This window comes from Pseudomonas sp. BP01 (genome assembly GCF_022760795.1).
Taxonomy (GTDB): Bacteria; Pseudomonadota; Gammaproteobacteria; order Pseudomonadales; family Pseudomonadaceae; genus Aquipseudomonas; species Aquipseudomonas putida_Q.
Genome location: NZ_JAFBKA010000029.1, coordinates 31,457 through 50,557 on the forward strand (window position 1 = coordinate 31,457; position 19,101 = coordinate 50,557).

General features: G+C 62.3%; 15 protein-coding genes. 5 read left to right on the forward strand and 10 right to left on the reverse strand.

Translation table 11 applies throughout. From position 1 onward, the window contains the following. Positions 1-94: 94 nt before the first annotated feature. From JOY50_RS22135 to ppsA, 8 genes are all read right to left on the reverse strand, one after another. Positions 95-1,129 carry an OmpA family protein gene (locus JOY50_RS22135; RefSeq protein ID WP_019472922.1) on the reverse strand — a complete coding sequence of 345 codons (1,035 nt, stop codon included), beginning with the start codon at positions 1,127-1,129 and terminating at the stop codon, positions 95-97. Positions 1,130-1,240: 111 nt separating this feature from the next. Next, positions 1,241-1,807 (reverse strand): RNA polymerase sigma factor SigX, encoded by a 567-nt coding sequence (gene sigX, locus JOY50_RS22140; protein WP_003248665.1) that lies wholly within the window; start codon positions 1,805-1,807, stop codon positions 1,241-1,243. A 113-nt stretch (positions 1,808-1,920) separates the two neighbouring features. Beyond that, on the reverse strand, positions 1,921-2,745 hold the full coding sequence (locus JOY50_RS22145) for a mechanosensitive ion channel family protein (protein WP_016485593.1): 825 nt from the start codon (positions 2,743-2,745) through the stop codon (positions 1,921-1,923). 2 nt (positions 2,746-2,747) lie between these two features. Next, a complete protein-coding gene (locus JOY50_RS22150; protein WP_012271268.1) occupies positions 2,748-3,020 on the reverse strand; it encodes a hypothetical protein in 273 nt (90 codons plus the stop codon). Between the two features lie 87 nt (positions 3,021-3,107). Further along, positions 3,108-4,103 carry a zinc transporter ZntB gene (locus JOY50_RS22155; RefSeq protein WP_019472923.1) on the reverse strand — a complete coding sequence of 332 codons (996 nt, stop codon included), beginning with the start codon at positions 4,101-4,103 and terminating at the stop codon, positions 3,108-3,110. Between the two features lie 27 nt (positions 4,104-4,130). Continuing rightward, entirely contained in the window at positions 4,131-4,622 is a 492-nt protein-coding gene (gene rraA, locus JOY50_RS22160) for a ribonuclease E activity regulator RraA (RefSeq protein WP_003248652.1), read from the reverse strand. 219 nt (positions 4,623-4,841) lie between these two features. After that, positions 4,842-5,834, reverse strand: a complete 993-nt coding sequence (locus JOY50_RS22165; protein WP_243055858.1) for an alpha/beta fold hydrolase — start codon at positions 5,832-5,834, stop codon at positions 4,842-4,844. 101 nt (positions 5,835-5,935) lie between these two features. Continuing rightward, positions 5,936-8,311, reverse strand: coding sequence for a phosphoenolpyruvate synthase (gene ppsA / locus JOY50_RS22170; protein WP_132846569.1), 2,376 nt, complete (start codon positions 8,309-8,311; stop codon positions 5,936-5,938). Between the two features lie 179 nt (positions 8,312-8,490). Here ppsA and JOY50_RS22175 point away from each other — a divergent pair, with 179 nt between their 5' ends. Beyond that, positions 8,491-9,309: a pyruvate, water dikinase regulatory protein gene (locus JOY50_RS22175; protein WP_012271263.1), complete on the forward strand. Its 819-nt coding sequence runs from the start codon at positions 8,491-8,493 to the stop codon at positions 9,307-9,309. A gap of 167 nt (positions 9,310-9,476) precedes the next feature. Here the strand turns inward: JOY50_RS22175 and JOY50_RS22180 are convergent, their stop codons facing one another. After that, on the reverse strand, positions 9,477-14,342 hold the full coding sequence (locus JOY50_RS22180; protein ID WP_243055859.1) for an NAD-glutamate dehydrogenase: 4,866 nt from the start codon (positions 14,340-14,342) through the stop codon (positions 9,477-9,479). Between the two features lie 273 nt (positions 14,343-14,615). Here JOY50_RS22180 and JOY50_RS22185 point away from each other — a divergent pair, with 273 nt between their 5' ends. Then, the gene (locus JOY50_RS22185; RefSeq protein ID WP_132846571.1) at positions 14,616-14,969 is read left to right on the forward strand and encodes a hypothetical protein; all 354 of its coding nucleotides are present in this window, start codon (positions 14,616-14,618) and stop codon (positions 14,967-14,969) included. Positions 14,970-15,142: 173 nt separating this feature from the next. Here the strand turns inward: JOY50_RS22185 and JOY50_RS22190 are convergent, their stop codons facing one another. Next, the gene (locus JOY50_RS22190) at positions 15,143-16,048 is read right to left on the reverse strand and encodes a LysR family transcriptional regulator (protein ID WP_132846572.1); all 906 of its coding nucleotides are present in this window, start codon (positions 16,046-16,048) and stop codon (positions 15,143-15,145) included. 123 nt (positions 16,049-16,171) lie between these two features. Between JOY50_RS22190 and lysA the strand changes: the two genes are divergently transcribed. The 3 genes from lysA (at position 16,172) to JOY50_RS22205 (ending at position 19,059) form a co-directional block, all read left to right on the forward strand. After that, positions 16,172-17,404, forward strand: a complete 1,233-nt coding sequence (lysA, locus tag JOY50_RS22195; RefSeq protein WP_138737360.1) for a diaminopimelate decarboxylase — start codon at positions 16,172-16,174, stop codon at positions 17,402-17,404. A 213-nt stretch (positions 17,405-17,617) separates the two neighbouring features. After that, positions 17,618-18,118, forward strand: coding sequence for a sigma-70 family RNA polymerase sigma factor (locus JOY50_RS22200; RefSeq protein WP_016500801.1), 501 nt, complete (start codon positions 17,618-17,620; stop codon positions 18,116-18,118). Between the two features lie 5 nt (positions 18,119-18,123). Continuing rightward, positions 18,124-19,059: a FecR domain-containing protein gene (locus JOY50_RS22205; protein WP_138737361.1), complete on the forward strand. Its 936-nt coding sequence runs from the start codon at positions 18,124-18,126 to the stop codon at positions 19,057-19,059. The last annotated feature ends 42 nt before the right edge of the window (positions 19,060-19,101 follow it).

Here is a 19,101-nt window from a genome sequence, read left to right on the forward strand (position 1 = left end):
CGGTTTTACCCGCGAAAAGGCCGGCACACGCGACACAAAAAACAGGCAAAAAAAACCCGGCCGAGGCCGGGTTTTTCATGAAACATCAGGCCAATTACTTGGACTGAGCTTCTACCTGAGCTTCAACGCGACGGTTGACAGCACGGCCTTCTTCGGTGGCGTTGTCAGCAACCGGACGGGTTTCGCCGTAGCCTACCGAGTCAACACGGGTAGATTCTACGCCGTACTGCTGGGTCAGGACTTGCTTGACAGCGTTGGCACGACGCTCGGACAGCTTCTGGTTGTAAGCGTCTGGACCCACGGAGTCAGTGTGACCTTCAACCACGGTGGTGGTTTGTGGGTACTGCTTCATGAAGTCAGCCAGGTTCTTGATGTCGCCGTAGCTGTTTGGCTTGACGACCGACTTGTCGAAGTCGAACTTGACGTCCAGCTCAACACGAACGACTTCGGCAACAGCCGGGCAGCCGTCGGCGTCAACGGTAACGTTGGCCGGGGTGTCTGGGCACTTGTCGACGTTGTCGCAAACGCCGTCGTTGTCGGAGTCGGAGCAGACTTCAGCAACTGGAGCCGGAGCGACTTCGGCTTGCTTCGGGCTACCGCCGAAGTTCAGGCCAACACCAACGCTTGGGGCCCACTCGGTGTCGCCCTGGTCGATGTTGTACTGAGCTTCTACGCCGGCACGGGCATAGAACATGTCGGTGATGTACCACTTGGCGCCAGCGCCAACGTTGGCGAAGGTGGAGTGGTCACGACCGCCACGGCCGGTCTGGCCCAGCGACTGGTGCGAGAAACCAGCGGAAACGTACGGACGGATGGCGTCATACGGGTTGTTGAAGTGGTAAACGGCGTCCAGGGCGGTGTTCGAGCCCTTGATGTTCTTGCCGTCTTCGCCACGAGCGTTGTGAACTTCGTCGTAACCCAGGCGCAGTTCAACGTCGTCGGTCAGGAAGTAACCGATCGAGCCGCCGAACAGGTTGCCGTCGTTCTTGAAGTCACGCTGGCTGTCGAAGAACTCTTTCTTGTAGAAGCCTTCGACTTCCACAGCGCCTGTGCCTTGTGCCATAGCGCCAATCGAGGTAGCGGCTACGAGCGAACCAATGGCCAAGCCCAAGGTGTTTTTCAATTTCATCCGTTAAATCCCCATCTGGTGATAGTTAAGCAGTCCCACCACAAACAAGGGGGACAACTCGACGGCAAGTCTAGCAGAACTCGCCGGTTCGTTAGAGATATTTGCACGCCACTAAGTTTCATCGAGGCCAGCAAATTTCTCACGAAGCTTGTCTAGCGCACGCTTGTAACGCATTTTCGTCGCGCTCAGGCCCATGTGCATGATGTCTGCAATTTCCTGAAATTCAAGCTCTGCGACAAAACGCAGCACCAGAATTTCCCGGTCAATCGGGTTCACATGCACCAGCCATTTGTCCAGCCCGCCTTTTTCTTCCGGCTTCGGTGCCTTGTCTTCGGACGCCTCTTCAACAGGGTCCAGGCTCAAGGCATCCATCAACCGGCGTTTACGGCGCTCCTTGCGGTACTGGGTAATGCACTCGTTGTAGGTGATGCTGTAGAGCCAGGTCTTGAACTTGGATTTACCCTCGAAGTTCTTCAGCCCGTACAGCACCTTGAGCATCACTTCCTGACAGACATCGTCCGCGTCACGGTCGTTCCCCAAATAACGCGCACAGACGTTGAACAGGGTCCGCTGATAGCGCCGCATGAGCTCCTCATAGGCGCGGGTAACGTGGTACAGCTCCTCATGCGAACGCGCCACCAACTCTTCGTCGGTGAGCTCGCGGGGGTCATAACGCATGGGCGGCGAATGAACTTTATTCAAAACGGATCTGGCCGACAGTCAGGTCAATGACGCCGCGCGACCCCGTGGGTCGAATTTCGCGGCGGCATACATTAACAGCTTTTGTGCGGTTAGCGGCTATTGACGCGCTGCTCAAGCAACTCGCGATTGGACAGCGACACCAGTTCGCCATCATCGGTCAGCAGCGTTGTCTTGACCGTGCCGATTTCCTCGATATGCCCTTCGACCTCTCCAATCCGCACCTGCTGGCCGACCTGGTAGAGCTCGCGCACGTAAATCCCGGCCAGGATCTGCCCGGCAATTTCACGGCTGCCAAGGCCCATGGCCAAGGCTACAGCCAGACCAACGGTAATCAGCCCGATGACGATCACGTGGTTCAGCAGGTCGGTTTTCACCTCCAGCTGGCTGATGGCGACCGAGATGCTGATGATGATCACCAGGCCCTGGGTGATACGCCCAAGGCCCGCCGAATACTCCAGGCCGATGCCTTCGGCGGCGCCGCGCACCAGGCCGTTGGCCACCTGTGCCAGCAGCACGCCGACCAGCAATACCAAGGCCGCACCGAATACTTTTGGCAGGTACAGGGCGAGCATGTCGAGGGTGGCCGAAACCCGCTCCAGGCCCAGCGACTCAGCGGCCGAGACGAGGAAGATGAGCAGCACGAACCAGTAGACGATCTTGCCGATCAGGGTCGAGATCGGCACCTGGATGCCGACCCGGCCGAGCATCTTGGTGAGGCCGGTGCCCGCCATCAGGCGGTCCAGGCCAAGCTTGGCCAGCAGCTTGGACAGCAGCGTGTCTAGCAGCTTGGCCACCACGAAACCGAGCAGCACCACGACCAGCGCGCCGAACAGGTTGGGGATGAAGTTCGCTACCTTGGTCCAAAGGGCGGTCATCGCGGTGACCAGGCTCTGGGTCCAGAGATCGAGTTCCATATTCAATCGGCCTTATCTGCTTTGCTGCCGGTGGCAGCGTTGCGGGAAGAGTGTCGACGCACCGGCGCGACATGCGCCGAGCCATTATTGACGGCAATCAGCAGCGCCTGGCACCAGCGGCCAAGCAGGCTGAACAGATCACCCGCGCCAACCTGGCGGTTGGCAGTTTTCAGCACGCGCCCCAGGCAGGCGGCGTCATCCCGGTCATCCCGGTCATTGCCGGAGGGTGACGCCTTGAGCAGGTCACGCAGGGATTCTTCAAACGGATCGTGCATGGGCACCTCGCGCAGTGTCAGCAAGAGACGAGATGGCCGGGCAATGGGTCACACATCCCATTGGGACGAATGTTTCAAAATGAACGCCTAGACCCATCGCAACCGCCGGAACATCCACCACTGCCCCACCGCCAGCCCCAGCACGACGATGCAGGCAAACAGGAAGCCATAGGGGTTTTCTGCCCCCGGGATACCGCCGACATTGATGCCCAGCAGCCCGGTAACGAAACTCATGGGCAGGAAGATGCAGGTGATGATGCCAAAGCGGTACATGGTGCGGTTCATCCGCTCGCTGCGCCGGCGGTCTTCGCTTTCCAGCACCAGCGCGGCACGCTCGCGGGTCAGTTCCAGCTCTTCGAGGTAGCGGATCAGGCTGTTGTTCAGCTCGTTCCAGTAATCGGCATCGGCATCGGCAAACCAGCTCCACTTGCTGCGCGACAGCTGGGCGTAGATCTCCCGCTGCGGGGCCAGGAAACGCCTCAGGCCGGCAGCACGGCGACGGATCTGCTGCAGGCTGCCGTTCTCCGGGGTGTACCGTTCGTCGGCTTCGACCTTTTCTTCTTCCAGGTCGACCAGTTCGGACAGGTCGCTGACCAGGCCCTGGACCTTTTCGGTCAGCAGTTCGCCCATCAGCAGCAACAGTTCGGAAGCCGACTTCGGCCCCCTGCCCTGCTCCAGCAACTGAAGAATTTCGTCACTGGCGCGTAGCGGCCGCAAGCGCAGCGATATGACCCGCTGCGCCTGGGCGAAAATGCGCACCGAGACCATGTCTTCGGGCTCTGCGCCCGGGTTGAGGTTGACCCCACGCAAAAACAGCAACAGCTGTTCGTCAGCCATGGGCAGCAGCCGCGGCCGGGTGTTTTCTTCCAGCAGCAGCTCGCAGGCGAACTCGCTCAGGCCGCTGTCACGCAGCAGCCAGGTGCGGGTTTGTGGATGGCTGCGGTCCCAGTGCAGCCACAGGCTCTGCTCCGGTTGCAGCTGCAAGTCGTCCAGTTCGGTACGGGCAATCGAGCGCGCGCCGCCTTTACCATCGAGCACCAGGGCATGCACCAGCCCCCACTGCGCGTTGTCTTCCTCGAACATCAAAGCTCCATCAGCGCGTGCGGCGCATCACTCCGGCATTTTCAGCGGGCTTGGCGAGACCAGCACGCCATTGTTGTCGGCATACACATACTCGCCCGGGCGGAAGGTTACCCCGGCAAAGGTCACCACCACGTTGAGGTCGCCGATACCGCGCTTGTCGGTTTTCATCGGGTGGCTGGCCAGGGCCTGTACGCCGACGTCGGTCTGGATCAATACATCCACGTCACGCACGCAGCCGTAGATCACCAGGCCTTCCCAACCGTTTTTGGCGGCCTTTTCGGCCAGCATGTCGCCGAGCAGCGCCCGGCGCAGCGAGCCACCACCATCGACCACCAGCACCTTGCCCTTGCCGTCGAGCTCTACCTGCTCCTTGACCAGCGAGTTGTCCTCGAAGCACTTGATGGTGACGATCTGACCGCCGAACGAATCACGGCCGCCAAAATTGCTGAACATCGGTTCCAGCACTTGTACCAGGTCCGGGTAGGCGTCACACAGGTCGGGCGTTACGTAATGCTGCATGGGAGGCTCCTGTCAGTCACAACGAAAGCGGGTATCGGCCAAGGCTACACCTTGGAGGCTGTCGTAGTCATCCGGGACCGGGCAGTCATTTGTATTCATCCTGTACCGGCCCTATCGCCGGCAAGCCAGCTCCCACAAGAACACTACTGCCCTCAAGGCCTGTGGGGTACTTGTGGGAGCTGGCTTGCCGGCGATAGGGCCATTACAGGCAATCCAAAACTAACTGACCACCACCGGCTCTGCGACCACAGTGGACGCATGCACCGGCAACAGCGGGTTGCGCAACCAGCGCTCCACCAGCGGCCACACCTGCACCTGCGCAGCCTTGCTCACCAGCATGTCGACATGGCCGAAGGCATCGAAGCCTTCTTCACCCCCCAGCCGCAGGAACTGCTTGCGCTCACCCCCCAGCTGCTCGAACAGCTTGCGGCAGGCCCATACCGGGTCCTGGAAGTCCCCCGCGCCCGCCACCGCCAGCAGCGGCACATCCACCTCTGCCAGCCCCGCCCACCAGTCGCTCTGCTTGTCGCCAAAGCGCCCGAACAGGCCGTGCCAGCGCATGCTCTCAAGCGCCAGGCCGATCGGCTCATCCTCTGGCCCACGCTTGAAGCGCGGCCCGGATATCTGCCCCCAGCGCTTGAGCAGCAGCTTCGCGCCCCAGGCCAGCGGTGGCACTTTCAACGGCCAATAGACGCGGCTGATCTGGGTGCCGAACAGTGCCACGCTGGCCACCTGCTCGGCAGCCAGAAAACCACCGCCCAAGGCTGCCGCCAGGGTAGTGCCACCGAGGGAGTGGCCAACCCAGTGCGGCGCATGGCCCGACTGCTCGCGCACGAACGCGGCAATCAGTGGCAGGTCATCACGGGCATAGGCGGCAACGGTGTTGTGCTGCCAGGCGCGGTTACGCGGCGACAGGCCGTGGCCGCGCATTTCCGGGATCCACACATCGAAACCGGCACGGGCCAGATAGGCGCCCAGGCCAACCCCTTTGGGCGAATACCAGAAACGCCGATTGGAAAAACTGCCGTGCAGGAGAATGACCGGCACACCCAAGGGCTGCCCCTGGTCGGCAATGCCCAGACGGGTGAGGGCAAGCTCGACGCTAGGGTCAGGGCTGTTGCCAGCCTTGATCCGGTACACGTCTTCGCTGAGATCGCCGCGCCGCTCGGCACTGAGCAGGGCCACGGGAAATAGAGTGCTGCTGCTTTGCATAAGGTTGCTTGGTGCACAAAAAAGGGCGGGAACCATCACTGGAGCACGCCCTGGAAAAACCAGGCGGGGGTACGCCAGACGTCCCCCCGCGTTTTACTGCGTCAGGCCGCGCCCTGGCCCTCGGCCAGGAAGAACCAGGTCTCGAGTACCGAGTCCGGGTTCAGCGACACGCTTTCGATGCCCTGCTCCATCAGCCACTTGGCCAGGTCTGGGTGGTCCGATGGGCCCTGACCGCAGATACCGATGTACTTGCCTGCCTTGTTGCACGCGGCAATGGCGTTGGCCAGCAGCTTCTTCACCGCAGGGTTACGCTCGTCGAACAGGTGGGCGATGATGCCCGAGTCACGGTCCAGGCCCAAGGTCAGCTGGGTCAGGTCGTTGGAGCCGATGGAGAAGCCGTCGAAGTACTCAAGGAACTCTTCAGCCAGAATGGCGTTGGACGGCAGTTCGCACATCATGATCACGCGCAGGCCGTTGTCGCCGCGAGCCAGACCGTTTTCGGCGAGCAGGTCGACGACTTGGCTGGCTTCGCCCAGGGTACGCACGAACGGCACCATGATCTCGACGTTGGTCAGGCCCATCTCGTTGCGCACACGCTTCAGTGCACGGCACTCGAGCTCGAAGCAGTCACGGAACGATTCGCTGATGTAACGCGAAGCACCGCGGAAGCCCAGCATCGGGTTTTCTTCTTCTGGCTCGTACAGCTTGCCGCCGATCAGGTTGGCGTACTCGTTGGACTTGAAGTCCGACAGCCGCACGATGACCTTTTTCGGGTAGAAGGCCGCAGCCAGGGTGCTGATGCCCTCGACCAGCTTCTCGACATAGAAGCCGACCGGGTCGTTGTAGCCAGCAATGCGTTTGTCGACGCTGTCCTTGAGCTCCGGTGGCAGACCTGCGTAGTTGAGCAGCGCCTTGGGGTGCACACCGATCATGCGGTTGATGATGAATTCCAGGCGCGCCAGGCCAACACCGGCGTTGGGCAGCTGGGCAAAGTCGAAGGCACGGTCCGGGTTGCCGACGTTCATCATGATCTTGAACGGCAGCTCCGGCATGGCATCGACCGAGTTCTGCTTGATGTCGAAGCCCAGCTCGCCTTCGAAGATGAAGCCGGTGTCGCCTTCGGCGCAGGACACCGTCACACCCTGGCCATCTTTGAGCACCTGGGTGGCGTTGCCGCAACCGACCACGGCCGGAATACCCAGTTCACGGGCGATGATCGCCGCGTGGCAGGTACGGCCACCGCGGTTGGTAACGATGGCACTGGCGCGCTTCATCACCGGTTCCCAGTCCGGGTCGGTCATGTCGGAGACCAGCACGTCGCCCGGCTGGACCTTGTCCATTTCCGAAACGTCGTTGATCACGCGGACCTTGCCGGCGCCGATGCGCTGGCCGATGGCACGGCCTTCGACCAGCACGGTGCCCTTTTCTTTCAACAGGTAGCGTTCCATGACATTGGCGCTGGAGCGGCTTTTTACCGTTTCCGGGCGTGCCTGCACGATGTACAGCTTGCCGTCGTCACCGTCCTTGGCCCACTCGATGTCCATCGGGCGCTGGTAGTGCTGCTCGATGATCATGGCCTGCTTGGCCAGCTCGCTGACCTCGGCATCGGTCAGGCAGAAGCGAGCGCGTTCGGCGCGGTCGACTTCGACGGTCTTGACCGAACGGCCGGCCTTGGCTTCTTCGCCATAGACCATCTTGATCGCCTTGCTGCCCAGGTTGCGGCGCAGGATGGCCGGGCGGCCGGCCTGCAGGGTGTGCTTGTGCACGTAGAATTCGTCAGGGTTGACCGCACCCTGCACCACGGTTTCGCCCAGGCCGTAGGCACCCGTGATGAACACCACGTCGCGGAAGCCCGATTCGGTGTCCAGGGTGAACATGACGCCGGCGGTGCCGGTTTCGGAACGGACCATGCGCTGCACGCCGGCAGACAGGGCGACCAGCTTGTGGTCGAAGCCCTGGTGCACGCGGTAGGCGATGGCGCGGTCGTTGAACAACGAAGCAAACACTTCCTTGGCCGCGCGGATCACGTTATCGACGCCGCGGATGTTGAGGAAGGTTTCCTGCTGGCCGGCGAACGAGGCATCTGGCAGGTCTTCGGCCGTGGCCGAGGAACGCACGGCAACGGCCATGTTGTCGTTGCCGGCAGCCATTTCGGCGAAGGCGGTTCGGATTTCCGAATCCAGACGTGCCGGGAATTCGGCTTCCATGACCCACTGGCGAATCTGCGCGCCGGTCTTGGTCAGGGCGTTGATGTCATCCACGTCGAGCGCGTCGAGCGCGGCGTGAATCTTGTCGTTCAGACCACTCTGTTCGAGAAAATCGCGGTACGCCTGCGCCGTAGTGGCAAAGCCGCCCGGCACCGATACACCAGCACCGGCAAGGTTGCTGATCATCTCGCCCAGGGATGCGTTCTTGCCCCCCACATGCTCTACATCATGGACGCCGAGCTTATCGAGGGAAACTACGTACTCTACCAAGGTGATCTCTCCACTAACTGTGTTGGAAAAGCTCAAAAAGGCGCCCGCCTGTCTTCGGTGACTTGGCCGGGCGTTTGTGGCCTGTACCTGGAAAATAAGTGAGAATGCCGACAGCCGCATTCGGCAAACCGAACTTATCATATCCAAGAAACGTCATCAGCTTAAGGCCTAGATCGCAAATGAAACGAACCGCGTTCTTCATCTCCGACGGCACCGGTATCACTGCCGAAACCCTGGGCCAGAGTTTGCTCGCGCAATTCGAGAGCATTCCGTTCAACAAATTCACCCGTCCGTACATCGATTCGCCAGACAAAGCGCGGACCATGGTCCAGCAAATCAACGCCGCCGCCGAGCGTGACGGTGTACGCCCGATCATCTTCGACACGATCGTCAACCAGGACATCCGGGAGATCCTGGCGACCTCGAACGGCTTCATGATCGACATCTTTTCTTCGTTTTTATCCCCGCTTGAACAGGAATTGACCGCCCATTCGTCGTATTCCGTGGGCAAATCGCACTCGATTGGTGGCAACTCCAACTACATGGAACGCATCGAGGCAGTGAATTTTGCCCTGGATAACGACGACGGTGCGCGCACCCACTACTACGACAAGGCCGACCTGATTCTGGTGGGTGTGTCCCGCTGCGGCAAAACCCCCACCTGCCTGTACATGGCCATGCAGTTCGGCATCCGCGCCGCCAACTACCCGCTGACCGAAGACGACATGGAGCGCCTGCAATTGCCGGCGGTGCTGAAAAAGCACCACAACAAGCTGTTCGGCCTGACCATCGACCCCGACCGCCTCACCGCCATCCGCCACGAACGCAAGCCCAACAGCCGCTATTCCAGCTTTGCCCAGTGCGAGTTCGAAGTGCGTGAGGTAGAGAGCCTGTTCCGCCGGGAGAACATTCCCAACATCAATTCCACGCATTTTTCGGTGGAAGAGATTTCGGCCAAGATCCTGGTTGAAAAAGGCGTAGAGCGTCGGTTCAAGTAAGCCTGTACCGGCCTCTTCGCGGGTAAACCCGCTCCCACAGGGACCTCACTGCACTCAAGCCTTGTGATACCCCTGTGGGAGCGGGTTTACCCGCGAAAGGGCCAGCCCAGGAATACAAAAAAGCCCCGGCATTGCTGCCGGGGCTTTGTTTTACCTCACCATAAGGATCAGGACGGCACCACCGTCGCCTGCCCGCTCATGGCCAGGTCGACCAGCTCGCGGTTGGCCACCGCGTACATCGCATAGTCGGTACCCGTAGCATTGCGCAAGTCGTCCAGCATGGCACGCCAGCGCTCCACCATTACCCGGTGCTGCTCGGCCCACAGCGCCACACGGGCGTCCATGTCATCCGGCGCATCGGCCATCTGCAGGACCGAAATGGTGATCGCCCGCTGCTGCAGGTCGATGTCGTCGCGGAAGGCTTCGCGGGCCAGCGCCTGCCAGTTGTTCTCCACCGGCAAGTTGCTGATTTCCTGCAGGTACCAGGTCAGGTCCAGCGCGCTGCCCACGGCGAAGAACGCCTTGGCCACCTGTGCCGGGTCGTGGCCGGTGACGTCGGCCGCTTCGATGATCGGCAGCAGGGTGTACAGGTGGCTGGTACCCGCCACCATGCGCGCCAGCAGCTCTGGCACACCGGCGTCGACAAAGCCCTGGTAGCGCACCATCCAGCGTTCGCGGGTGGGGCCTTCGAGCAGTTCATCAAGCTTGAGCCCAAGTTGCGCGATCTTCGGCCCGAAATGTGCGGTATCACGCCCAGCGTCCTGCTCGTTGCGGCGGCTGCGCAGGAACCAGCGCGTGGCACGGCGGCCCAGGCGCATCAGTTCGTCCATCAGGGTGAGCTGGACTTCTGCCGGCACCTGGTAGTCCAGTGCCTCGATCTGGCGGAACCAGTGCGGCAGGTGGAAGATGTCGCGCACGATCACATAGGCCCCGGCCACGTTGGCCGGGCTCATGCCAGTCGACTCCTTAAGGCGCTGGACGAAGGTGATACCCATGTTGTTGACCAGGTCGTTGGCGATCTGGGTGCTGACAATTTCACGCTTCAGGCGGTGGCGGCGCATGGAGTCGGCAAACTTGCTGACCAGCGACGGCGGGAACGCAGTTTCCATGTCGCGGGTCAGGTAGTCGTCGTCCGGCACCAGCGACTTCAGCAGCTGTTCCTTGAGGTCGATCTTGCTGTACGAGATCAGCACCGACAGCTCGGCGCGGGTCAGGCCCTGGCCGGCGGCCAGGCGTTCGGCCAGCTGCTCTTCGGACGGCAGGAACTCGATGGCACGGTCCAGCTTGCCACGGGCTTCCAGGTCGGCCATCAGGCGTTTGTACTCGGCGATCCGCTCGCGGGCACGGCGGGCCGCCAGCGACAGCGCCTGGGTCTGCTTGTAGTTGTTGCCCAGGACCAGGGCGCCCACTTCGTCGGTCATGCTACCGAGCAGCTGGTTGCGCTGCTTCTCGGTCATGTCGCCACCCTGCACCACTTCGTTGAGCAGGATCTTGATGTTGACCTCGTGGTCGGAGCAGTCCACGCCGCCGGCGTTGTCGATGAAGTCGGTGTTGGTGGCGCCGCCGTTCAGGCCGAACTCGACCCGGCCGAGCTGGGTCATGCCCAGGTTGCCGCCCTCACCCACCACCTTGCAGCGCAGTTCGTTGCCGTTGACCCGCAGCGCGTCGTTGGCCTTGTCGCCGACATCGGCGTGGCTTTCAGTGCTGGCCTTCACGTAGGTACCAATGCCGCCGTTCCACAGTAGGTCGACCGGCGCCTTGAGCAGCGCGTTGAGCAGCTCGGTCGGGGTCAAGCGGTCGGCTTCAATCGCAAAGCGCTCTTTCATCTGCGGGCTGATGGCGATGCTCTTGGCACTGCGCGGGAAAATCCCGCCGCCTTCGGACATGATGCTGGTGTCGTAATCGCTCCAGGCAGAACGCGGCAGGTCGAACAGGCGCTTGCGCTCGGCAAAGCTGGACGCAGGCTCCGGGTTCGGGTCGATGAAGATGTGCAGGTGGTTGAAGGCCGCCACCAGTTGCAGCTTGTCGGACATCAGCAGGCCGTTGCCGAACACGTCGCCGGCCATGTCGCCCACGCCAATCACGGTGATCGGGTCTTCCTGCACGTTGATGCCGCGCTCGCGGAAGTGGCGCTGCACGCCGACCCAGGCGCCGCGGGCGGTAATGCCCATCTTCTTGTGGTCGTAGCCGGCGGAGCCGCCCGAGGCAAAGGCATCGCCCAGCCAGAAGCCGTAGTCGATGGCGATGCCGTTGGCGATGTCGGAGAAGGTTGCCGTGCCTTTGTCAGCCGCCACCACCAGGTACGGGTCGTCGTCATCGTGGCGCACCACGTTGGCCGGTGGCACCACGCCGCCGTCCTTGAGGTTGTCGGTGATGTCGAGCAGGCCGGAAATGAAGATGCGATAGCACGCCACGCCTTCTGCGGCGATCTCGTCACGGCTGCCACCCAGCGGCAGCCGGCGCGGCAGGAAGCCACCCTTGGCGCCAACCGGCACGATGACCGAGTTTTTCACCTGCTGGGCTTTCACCAGGCCCAGTACTTCGGTACGGAAGTCTTCCTCGCGGTCGGACCAGCGCAGGCCGCCACGGGCGACGTTGCCAAAGCGCAGGTGCACACCCTCGACGCGCGGTGAATAGACGAAGATTTCGAACTTGGGCACCGGCTTGGGCAGTTCGGGGATCAGCTTGGGGTTGAACTTGAAGCTGAAGTACGACTTGTTCTGGCCGTTGGCATCCGGTTGGTAGAAGTTGGTGCGCAGGGTGGCCTTGATCAGGTCCAGGTAGCGGCGCAGGATGCGGTCTTCGTTGAGGACCTGCACGTCGTCCAGCGCGGTCAAAATCGCTTGTTCCAGGCGCTGCTGCTTGTCGTCCAGGTCGTCCTGGGTAAGCTTGCGTGCCAGGTAGAAGCGAGTCTTGAACAACCGGGTCAGCTCGCGGGCGATGTCGGTGTGGTTGTTCAGGGTGCTGGCAATGTAGCCCAGGTCAAAGCCCAGACGGATCTGCTTCAGGTAACGGGCGTAGGCGCGCAGCAGCGCCACGTCACGCCATGGCAGCCCGGCGGTGAGCACCAGGCGGTTGAAGGCGTCGTTCTCGGCATCGCCGCCCACGATGTGGATGAAGGCGTCCTGCAGGGTGTCGTTGAGCTGCTGGATATCCAGGCTCAAGCCTTCGCTGTAGGTGAAGGCGAAGTCATGGATCCAGTACTCGCGGCCATTGGCATGGCGCAGGCGGTACGGGAACTCGCCGAGCACGCGCAGGCCAAGGTTTTCCAGGATCGGCAGCACGTCAGACAACGCCAGTGGCGTATCGGCGTGGTATAGCTTGCAGTGCAGGATGCGCTCGCCAACCTGGGTCAGTGGCTGGTAGAAGCTCATCGCCAGCGGCTTGCTTTCCGACAGGTTCAGCACGTGCTGCAGGTCGACCACTGCCGAGTGCGCGGCGAAGCGCTCACGGTAGCCGGCCGGGAAGCCTTTGGGGAAATCGGCCAGGATGTTGGTGCCCTGGGCTTCACCGAAGTTCTCGACCACCAGCGTCGAATAGTCGTCATGCCACGAGCGACAAGCCTGGATCACTTCGCGTTCCAGCTGCTGCGGGTCGATGTCGATGCGGTTTTTCGGGTCTACCCGCAAAATCAGCTGCACGCGTGCCAGCACCGACTCGGAGAAGAAGGTCCAGAACTCGCAGTCGCTGGCCTTCAGGCGCTCCATCAGCACCTGCTGGATTTTCTGCCGCACTTCGGTGGAGTAGATCTCCCGCGGGACGTAGGCCAGGCAGTAGCAGAAGCGACCGTACGGGTCCTTGCGCAGGAACACGCGGATCTTGTTGCGCTCCTGGATCTGCACGATCGCCATGACGGTGGTGAACAGCTCGTCGATTGGCGTCTGGAACAGGTCGTCGCGCGGCAGCACTTCCAGCACCTGCGCCAGTTCCTTGCCCAAGTGGGCCTTGGCGTCGAAGCCCGAGCGGCGCTCGACTTCGGCCACCTTCACGCGGATATATGGAATGGCATGCACGCTTTCGCCATACACCGACGAGGTGTACAGGCCCATGAAGCGGTGTTCCTTGATGACTTTGCCGTCGGCGTCCAGCTGGCGGATCGACACGTAGTCCGGGTAGGCCGGGCGGTGCACGCGGCTGGGCAGCGCGGCCTTGGCAAACGACAGCAGCAGCGGTTCGTTGAGGTAGGCCACTGCGTAGTCTTCGATGCGCAGCTCTTCGGCCGTCAGGCCCACGCGCAAGCGGCGCGGCAGGCCGAGGAACGACTGCTCGTCGTAGACCATCTGGCCGCCGTCGGCGTCGCGCTTGACGGTGAATTCTTCATAGCCCAGGAAGGTGAAATGGTTGTCCAGCAGCCACTCCAGGAACGCTTTGACCTCGCCCTTCTCGTTCTGGGCTGGGCCAAAGGCGGTCTGTTCCACCTGCGCCACCACTTCACGCAGCTTGGCCTTCATCGGTTCGAAGTCGGCCACGGCCACCCGTACTTCGGCCAGCACCTGCTCGATCTCGCGGGTCAGCACGGTCAGCTCGGCAGCATTGGCGCAGCGGTCGATCTCCAGGTACATCAGCGACTCATGGCGCACACCTTCGCCGTGGGTGCCCTTGGGCAGCAGTTCCAGCAGCTCGCCCTTGGCGCCACGGCGCACGCTGAGCACCGTGGTCTGCAGCGTGTGGATGCTGTAGCCGCGGCGGTTGAGCTCGGTACGCACCGAGTCGACCAAAAACGGCAGGTCGTGGTGCAGCACCTCGACCACGGTATGGGTCGACTGCCAGCCATTGCGTTCGTAATCGGGGTTGTACACCCGCACTTGCGGGTATTCGGGGTCGAAACGCTCGATGATGCGCCAGGCTGAGAGGGTGCAGCCGGCCAGGTCGGAAAGCCTGCGCTGGGTGAGTTCGTCCAGAGAGATGATGCCGAAGAACTGCTCGGCGAACAGCGCCACTTGTGGCAGGGACTGTTCGCTGATGTGCTGCGCCAGGGCCGCTTGCAGTTGATGCTGGAAGTCGGCTTTGCTGGCTGCGGTGAAGAACGCCATCTGTGGTACTCCGCTTGGGCTTTGTAATAGTTGAAGCGTCGCTGCGTGCGCCGTGTACGGATCAACGATAGCCAACCCGTGGCATGGCGGACGGTAAAACCAGGCGTTGAACGTGCGCGGGCACGCCCAGGGCTCGCCGAAGCTTAACGACTGATCGGTCATCAACGCTTGCAGCGCTGCGACAATTTCGGTCAAGGGGCGGTAACTTTACGTTTATGCCTGTACGCAAGACTGTCAGAATTCCCTTCCGTTTCCTTTGATCCGAGCCTGCTCATGCAAATCAACACCGCCTTGCTGTTCGCCACCCCTTGCGATGACGAGGAAGACAACATGGCGACCCTGTGCTGCCACAGCGACAAGGGTCAGATGTTCCTGCTTACCCGCTACCCCGACGAAGACACCGTGGACCTGACCCTGGATGACGAGCCGTCGACGCTGGACGGGCTGAAGGTGACGCTGAGTGCCAAGCGCCTGCTGATCGAAGTGGCGGCCGGCGACCAGGATGCGCTGAAGGGGGACGAGGTGCTGGAGATCAACCTCACCAGCGACCTGAGTGACATGGACGAAGTGAAGCAAACCCTGCAAAACATCCTGAACGGGACCGGGACCTTCGTCTGCGAACTCTGAACCGCAGATTTCACATAGAGCCCACCTGTGTTGCCTGTACCGGCCTCATCGCCGGCAAGCCAGCTCCCACACCGAACACCTCTGCCTCAAGCCATGTGCAGTACCTGTGGGAGCTGGCTTGCCGGCGATGAGGCCGGTACAGGCAGCACAAAACCCCTTAGGAGAGTCAGGCGCTAGCGCAATGCTGCCTGCATTTCTTGCGCCTGCACCCGCAGCGCCTCGCAAAACGGCTCTACCGCTGCCGATGCCGGCCGGTGGTCGGGGCGTATCAGCATGACCTGATAGGGCACCGACACCCGCAACCTGCGGATCGGCAACCCCCCATGGGCCGCCTCCAGACCGCTCAGCGGGTTGATGATCGCCACCCCAAGGCCTTGCCTGACCATGGCGCACACCGAGGCGGCACTGGTGGTCTCGATCACCGTGCGGCGGTTCACCCCCGCCGCGCGAAAGTGCTGATCCAAACGTTGCCGGTAGGTGTCCAGGCTGGCCAGGTTGATGAAGTCGACCTCGTGAAAGTCGCTTAGCTCCAGCTCGGCCTTGGCCTGCAACGGGTGATGCTCGGGCAACACGCACACCATGTTGGCGCTGAACAGCAGTTCGCCATAAGCGCCGCGCGGTATCTGTTCGACCTCCGTCAGGCCAAGGTCATGCTGCTGGGCAACCAGTGACTCCTCCAGCAACGGCGATTCCTGCGCCACGATGCTCACGCTCACACCGCGGTGCTGCTGATGGAAGCGCTGGCAGGCCTTGGGCAGCAAGGTCTGGGAGAACAGCGGCAGGCAGGTGATGGCCAGCCGTCCCTGCTCGAAATTGCGGATGGCCTGGGCAAAGCGATCAATGCGCTCCAGCCCGACGTAGGCGCGCTCGACCTCTTCGATCAACAGCAGCGCCTGGGCCGTCGCCACCAGGCGCCCTCCCTCGCGCTCGAACAGGTTCAGGCCAGTCACCTGCTCCAGCCGCGCCAGCTCGCGGCTAACGGTTGGCTGCGAGGTGAACAGCAGGCGCGCCGCACCGGTGACACTGCCGGCGGCCATGATGGCGCGGAACACTTCGATGTGGCGGACGGACAGTTTCACGGCAGCACCCGGTGAGTCGACAATTGGTATATCAGATATGAATGACTGGCAGAAAAATAGCTATTTTTCTGAATTCCCGCTTTGATTCATCCTCGTGGCCTTCCTTATACGAGTAGCGCCACCATGACCGCACCCTTCACTCTTCTGGCAGAGGCTGTTCGCCAGCACGGCTCGCCGCTGTGGGCGTACGACGCCAGCACCATCGCCGAGCGTGTCGAGCAGTTGAACGTATTCGACACCGTGCGCTTCGCCCAGAAAGCCAACCCCAACCTGCATGTGCTACGCCTGATGCGCGCCCATGGCCTGGTGCTGGACGCCGTGTCGCTGGGCGAGATGGAGCGGGCCTTCGCCGCGGGTGCGAGCGTGGACGGTGACCCTGCCGGCGTGGTGCTGACCTGCGACGCGCTGGACCGGCCAACCCTGGAGCGGGTGGTGGCAGAAAAGATCGAAGTCAACGCCGGCTCCATCGACATGCTGCACCAACTGGGTGAGCGCTCGCCCGGCCACCGCGTGTGGGTCCGCATCAACCCGGGCTTCGGCCATGGCCACAGCCGCAAGACCAACACCGGCGGCGAAAACAGCAAGCACGGCATCTGGCACGAAGAGCTGGACGAGGCCCTCGCGTGCATCAAGGCCCATGGCCTGCACCTGGTAGGCGTGCACATGCACATTGGTTCCGGGGTGGACTACCAGCACCTGGAACAGGTGGCTCGCTCGATGATCGAGCTGATCGGCCGCCTGGGCGTGGACATCGAGGCGTTCTCCATCGGCGGCGGGCTGTCCACCCCTTACCGCAGCACCGACAAGCCGGTCGACCTGCACCGCTACGCCCACACCTGGGCGGTGGCGCGCAAGGAAATCGAAGCAATGCTGGGCCACCCCGTGCGCATGGAAATCGAGCCAGGGCGCTTCCTGGTGGCGGAGTCTGGCTACCTCGTGGCTGAAGTGCGCGCCGTCAAGCAAGTGGGCCGCAATACCTTCGTCATGATCGACGCCGGCTTCAACGACCTGATGCGCCCGGCGATGTACGGCGCTTACCACGGCATGACCCTGCTCGACGCCAACGGCCAGCCTGTGGACCGCCCACGGCAGCCGACCGTGGTGGCCGGGCCGTTGTGTGAATCGGGTGATGTGTTCACCCAGGACGACCAGGAACTGACCCCACAGGACCTCCCTCAGGCACAGGTGGGCGACCTGCTGGTGATTCATGATGCCGGCGCCTATGGTGCATCGATGTCGTCGAACTACAACAGCCGGCCATTGCTGCCGGAGTTTCTGATCGAAGACGGGGCGCTGCGGATGATTCGCCGGCGGCAGACGGTGCAGGACCTGCTAGAGCTGGAAGCGGGTTTCTAGCCATCGCATTAATGAGGGCTGCCTTGCAGCCCATCGCCGGCAAGCCAGCTCCCACAGGTATATCGCAAACCTCAAGCGTTGCGCGCCCCTGTGGGAGCTGGCTTGCCGGCGATGGGCCGCAAGGCGGCCCCAATGTCACAAACCCTGCTTGCAATCAACCTGCCCTAACACGACAATGCGATCAATTCCCATTAATATTGCGGTCTTGACGCCATGTCGACGCTCGATCCCCAGGCCCTGCACCAGCTGTACAGCGAAAACAACAGCTGGCTGAAGGGCTGGCTGCGCGCCCGCCTGGGCAACGCCGCCGATGCTTCCGACCTGGCCCACGACACGTTCTTGCGGGTAATGACCGCACGTAATCCGTTGCCGATCCGCGAGCCGCGCAGCTACCTCAGCGCTATCGCCCGCGCGCTGCTGATCGACAAAGCCCGCCGCCGCGCCATCGAAAAAGCTTACCTGCAAGCCCTGGCCCTGCGCCCGGAGCCGGTAGAGGTATCGCCGGAGGTGCGCTTGTCCATCATAGAAATGCTGGTGGCCGTGGACACCCTGCTCGACGAACTCGGCGCCAAAACCCGCGCCATCTTCCTCGCCGTTCAACTCGAAGGCCTGACCTACGGTGCTGCGGCCGAGCGCTTCGGCGTGTCGGTTACCACCGTGAAGAACCATCTGATCAAGGCGATGACCCGCTGCCTGCTGGCAGTCGAAGGCTAAGGGCGATGGATCTCAAGACACTCGAAGCCGCTGCCACCTGGTATGTGCAGCTCAACGATGGCGACAGCGACGAGACCCGCACCCAGGCATGGCGGCAATGGCTGCAGGCCAGCCCACAGCACGCTGCCGCCTGGGCGCGGGTGGAAAAACTGCAACAGCAGTGGGCCATGGTGCCGCCGCAGGCGGCGCTGTCCAGCCTTGGCGCGGCCCAGGCGCAGCGGCGTGACGTGCTGAAAGTGCTGGGCCTGCTGGTGGCCATGGGTGGTGGCAGCTGGCTGGCCGCCGAACAGCTACCCTATCGTGCCCTGCTGGCCCAGCAACGTACCGGCAGCGGCGAACGACGCACCCTGCAACTGGCGGACGGCTCGCAGCTCGAGCTCAACGTGGGTACCGCGCTGGATGTACGCTATGACACGAAGGTGCGGGCGATTCAGCTGTACCAGGGAGAAATACTGGTCAGGCCGGTCAGCGACGTGCAGCAGCGCCCGTTCATCGTGCACACCGAGGACGGCAGCATCCTTGCCCGCAGCAGTGAGTTCAGCATCCGCAAACTCGCGCAGCAGACGCGCGTCGGGGTGCTGCAGGCCAGCGTCGAGGTTCGCCCGCAACGCCACGTTGAGCGGCGGCTGCAACTGCAGGCCGGGCAGCAGGTGAGTTTTGACCAGGATGACTTCGCCATCCCTCACGCCCTGCCCGTCGATTCGACTGCCTGGCTGCAGGGCATGTTGAGTGTGAACGACTGGCGCCTGGGTGACTTCATCGAAGAACTGGGGCGTTATCGGCCAGGTGTGCTGCGCTGCGCCTCGTCGATCCAGGCCATGAGCATTTCCGGCGCGTTCCGCATCGACGACACCGATATAGCCCTGGCCAACCTGCCAAAAACACTGCCCGTGAAGCTGCGCTACCTCAGCCGCTATTGGGTGAGTGTGGAACCCGTCTGAGCCACTGCGAAAAAACTTTCGCCGCAATCTTGCTGATTTCGA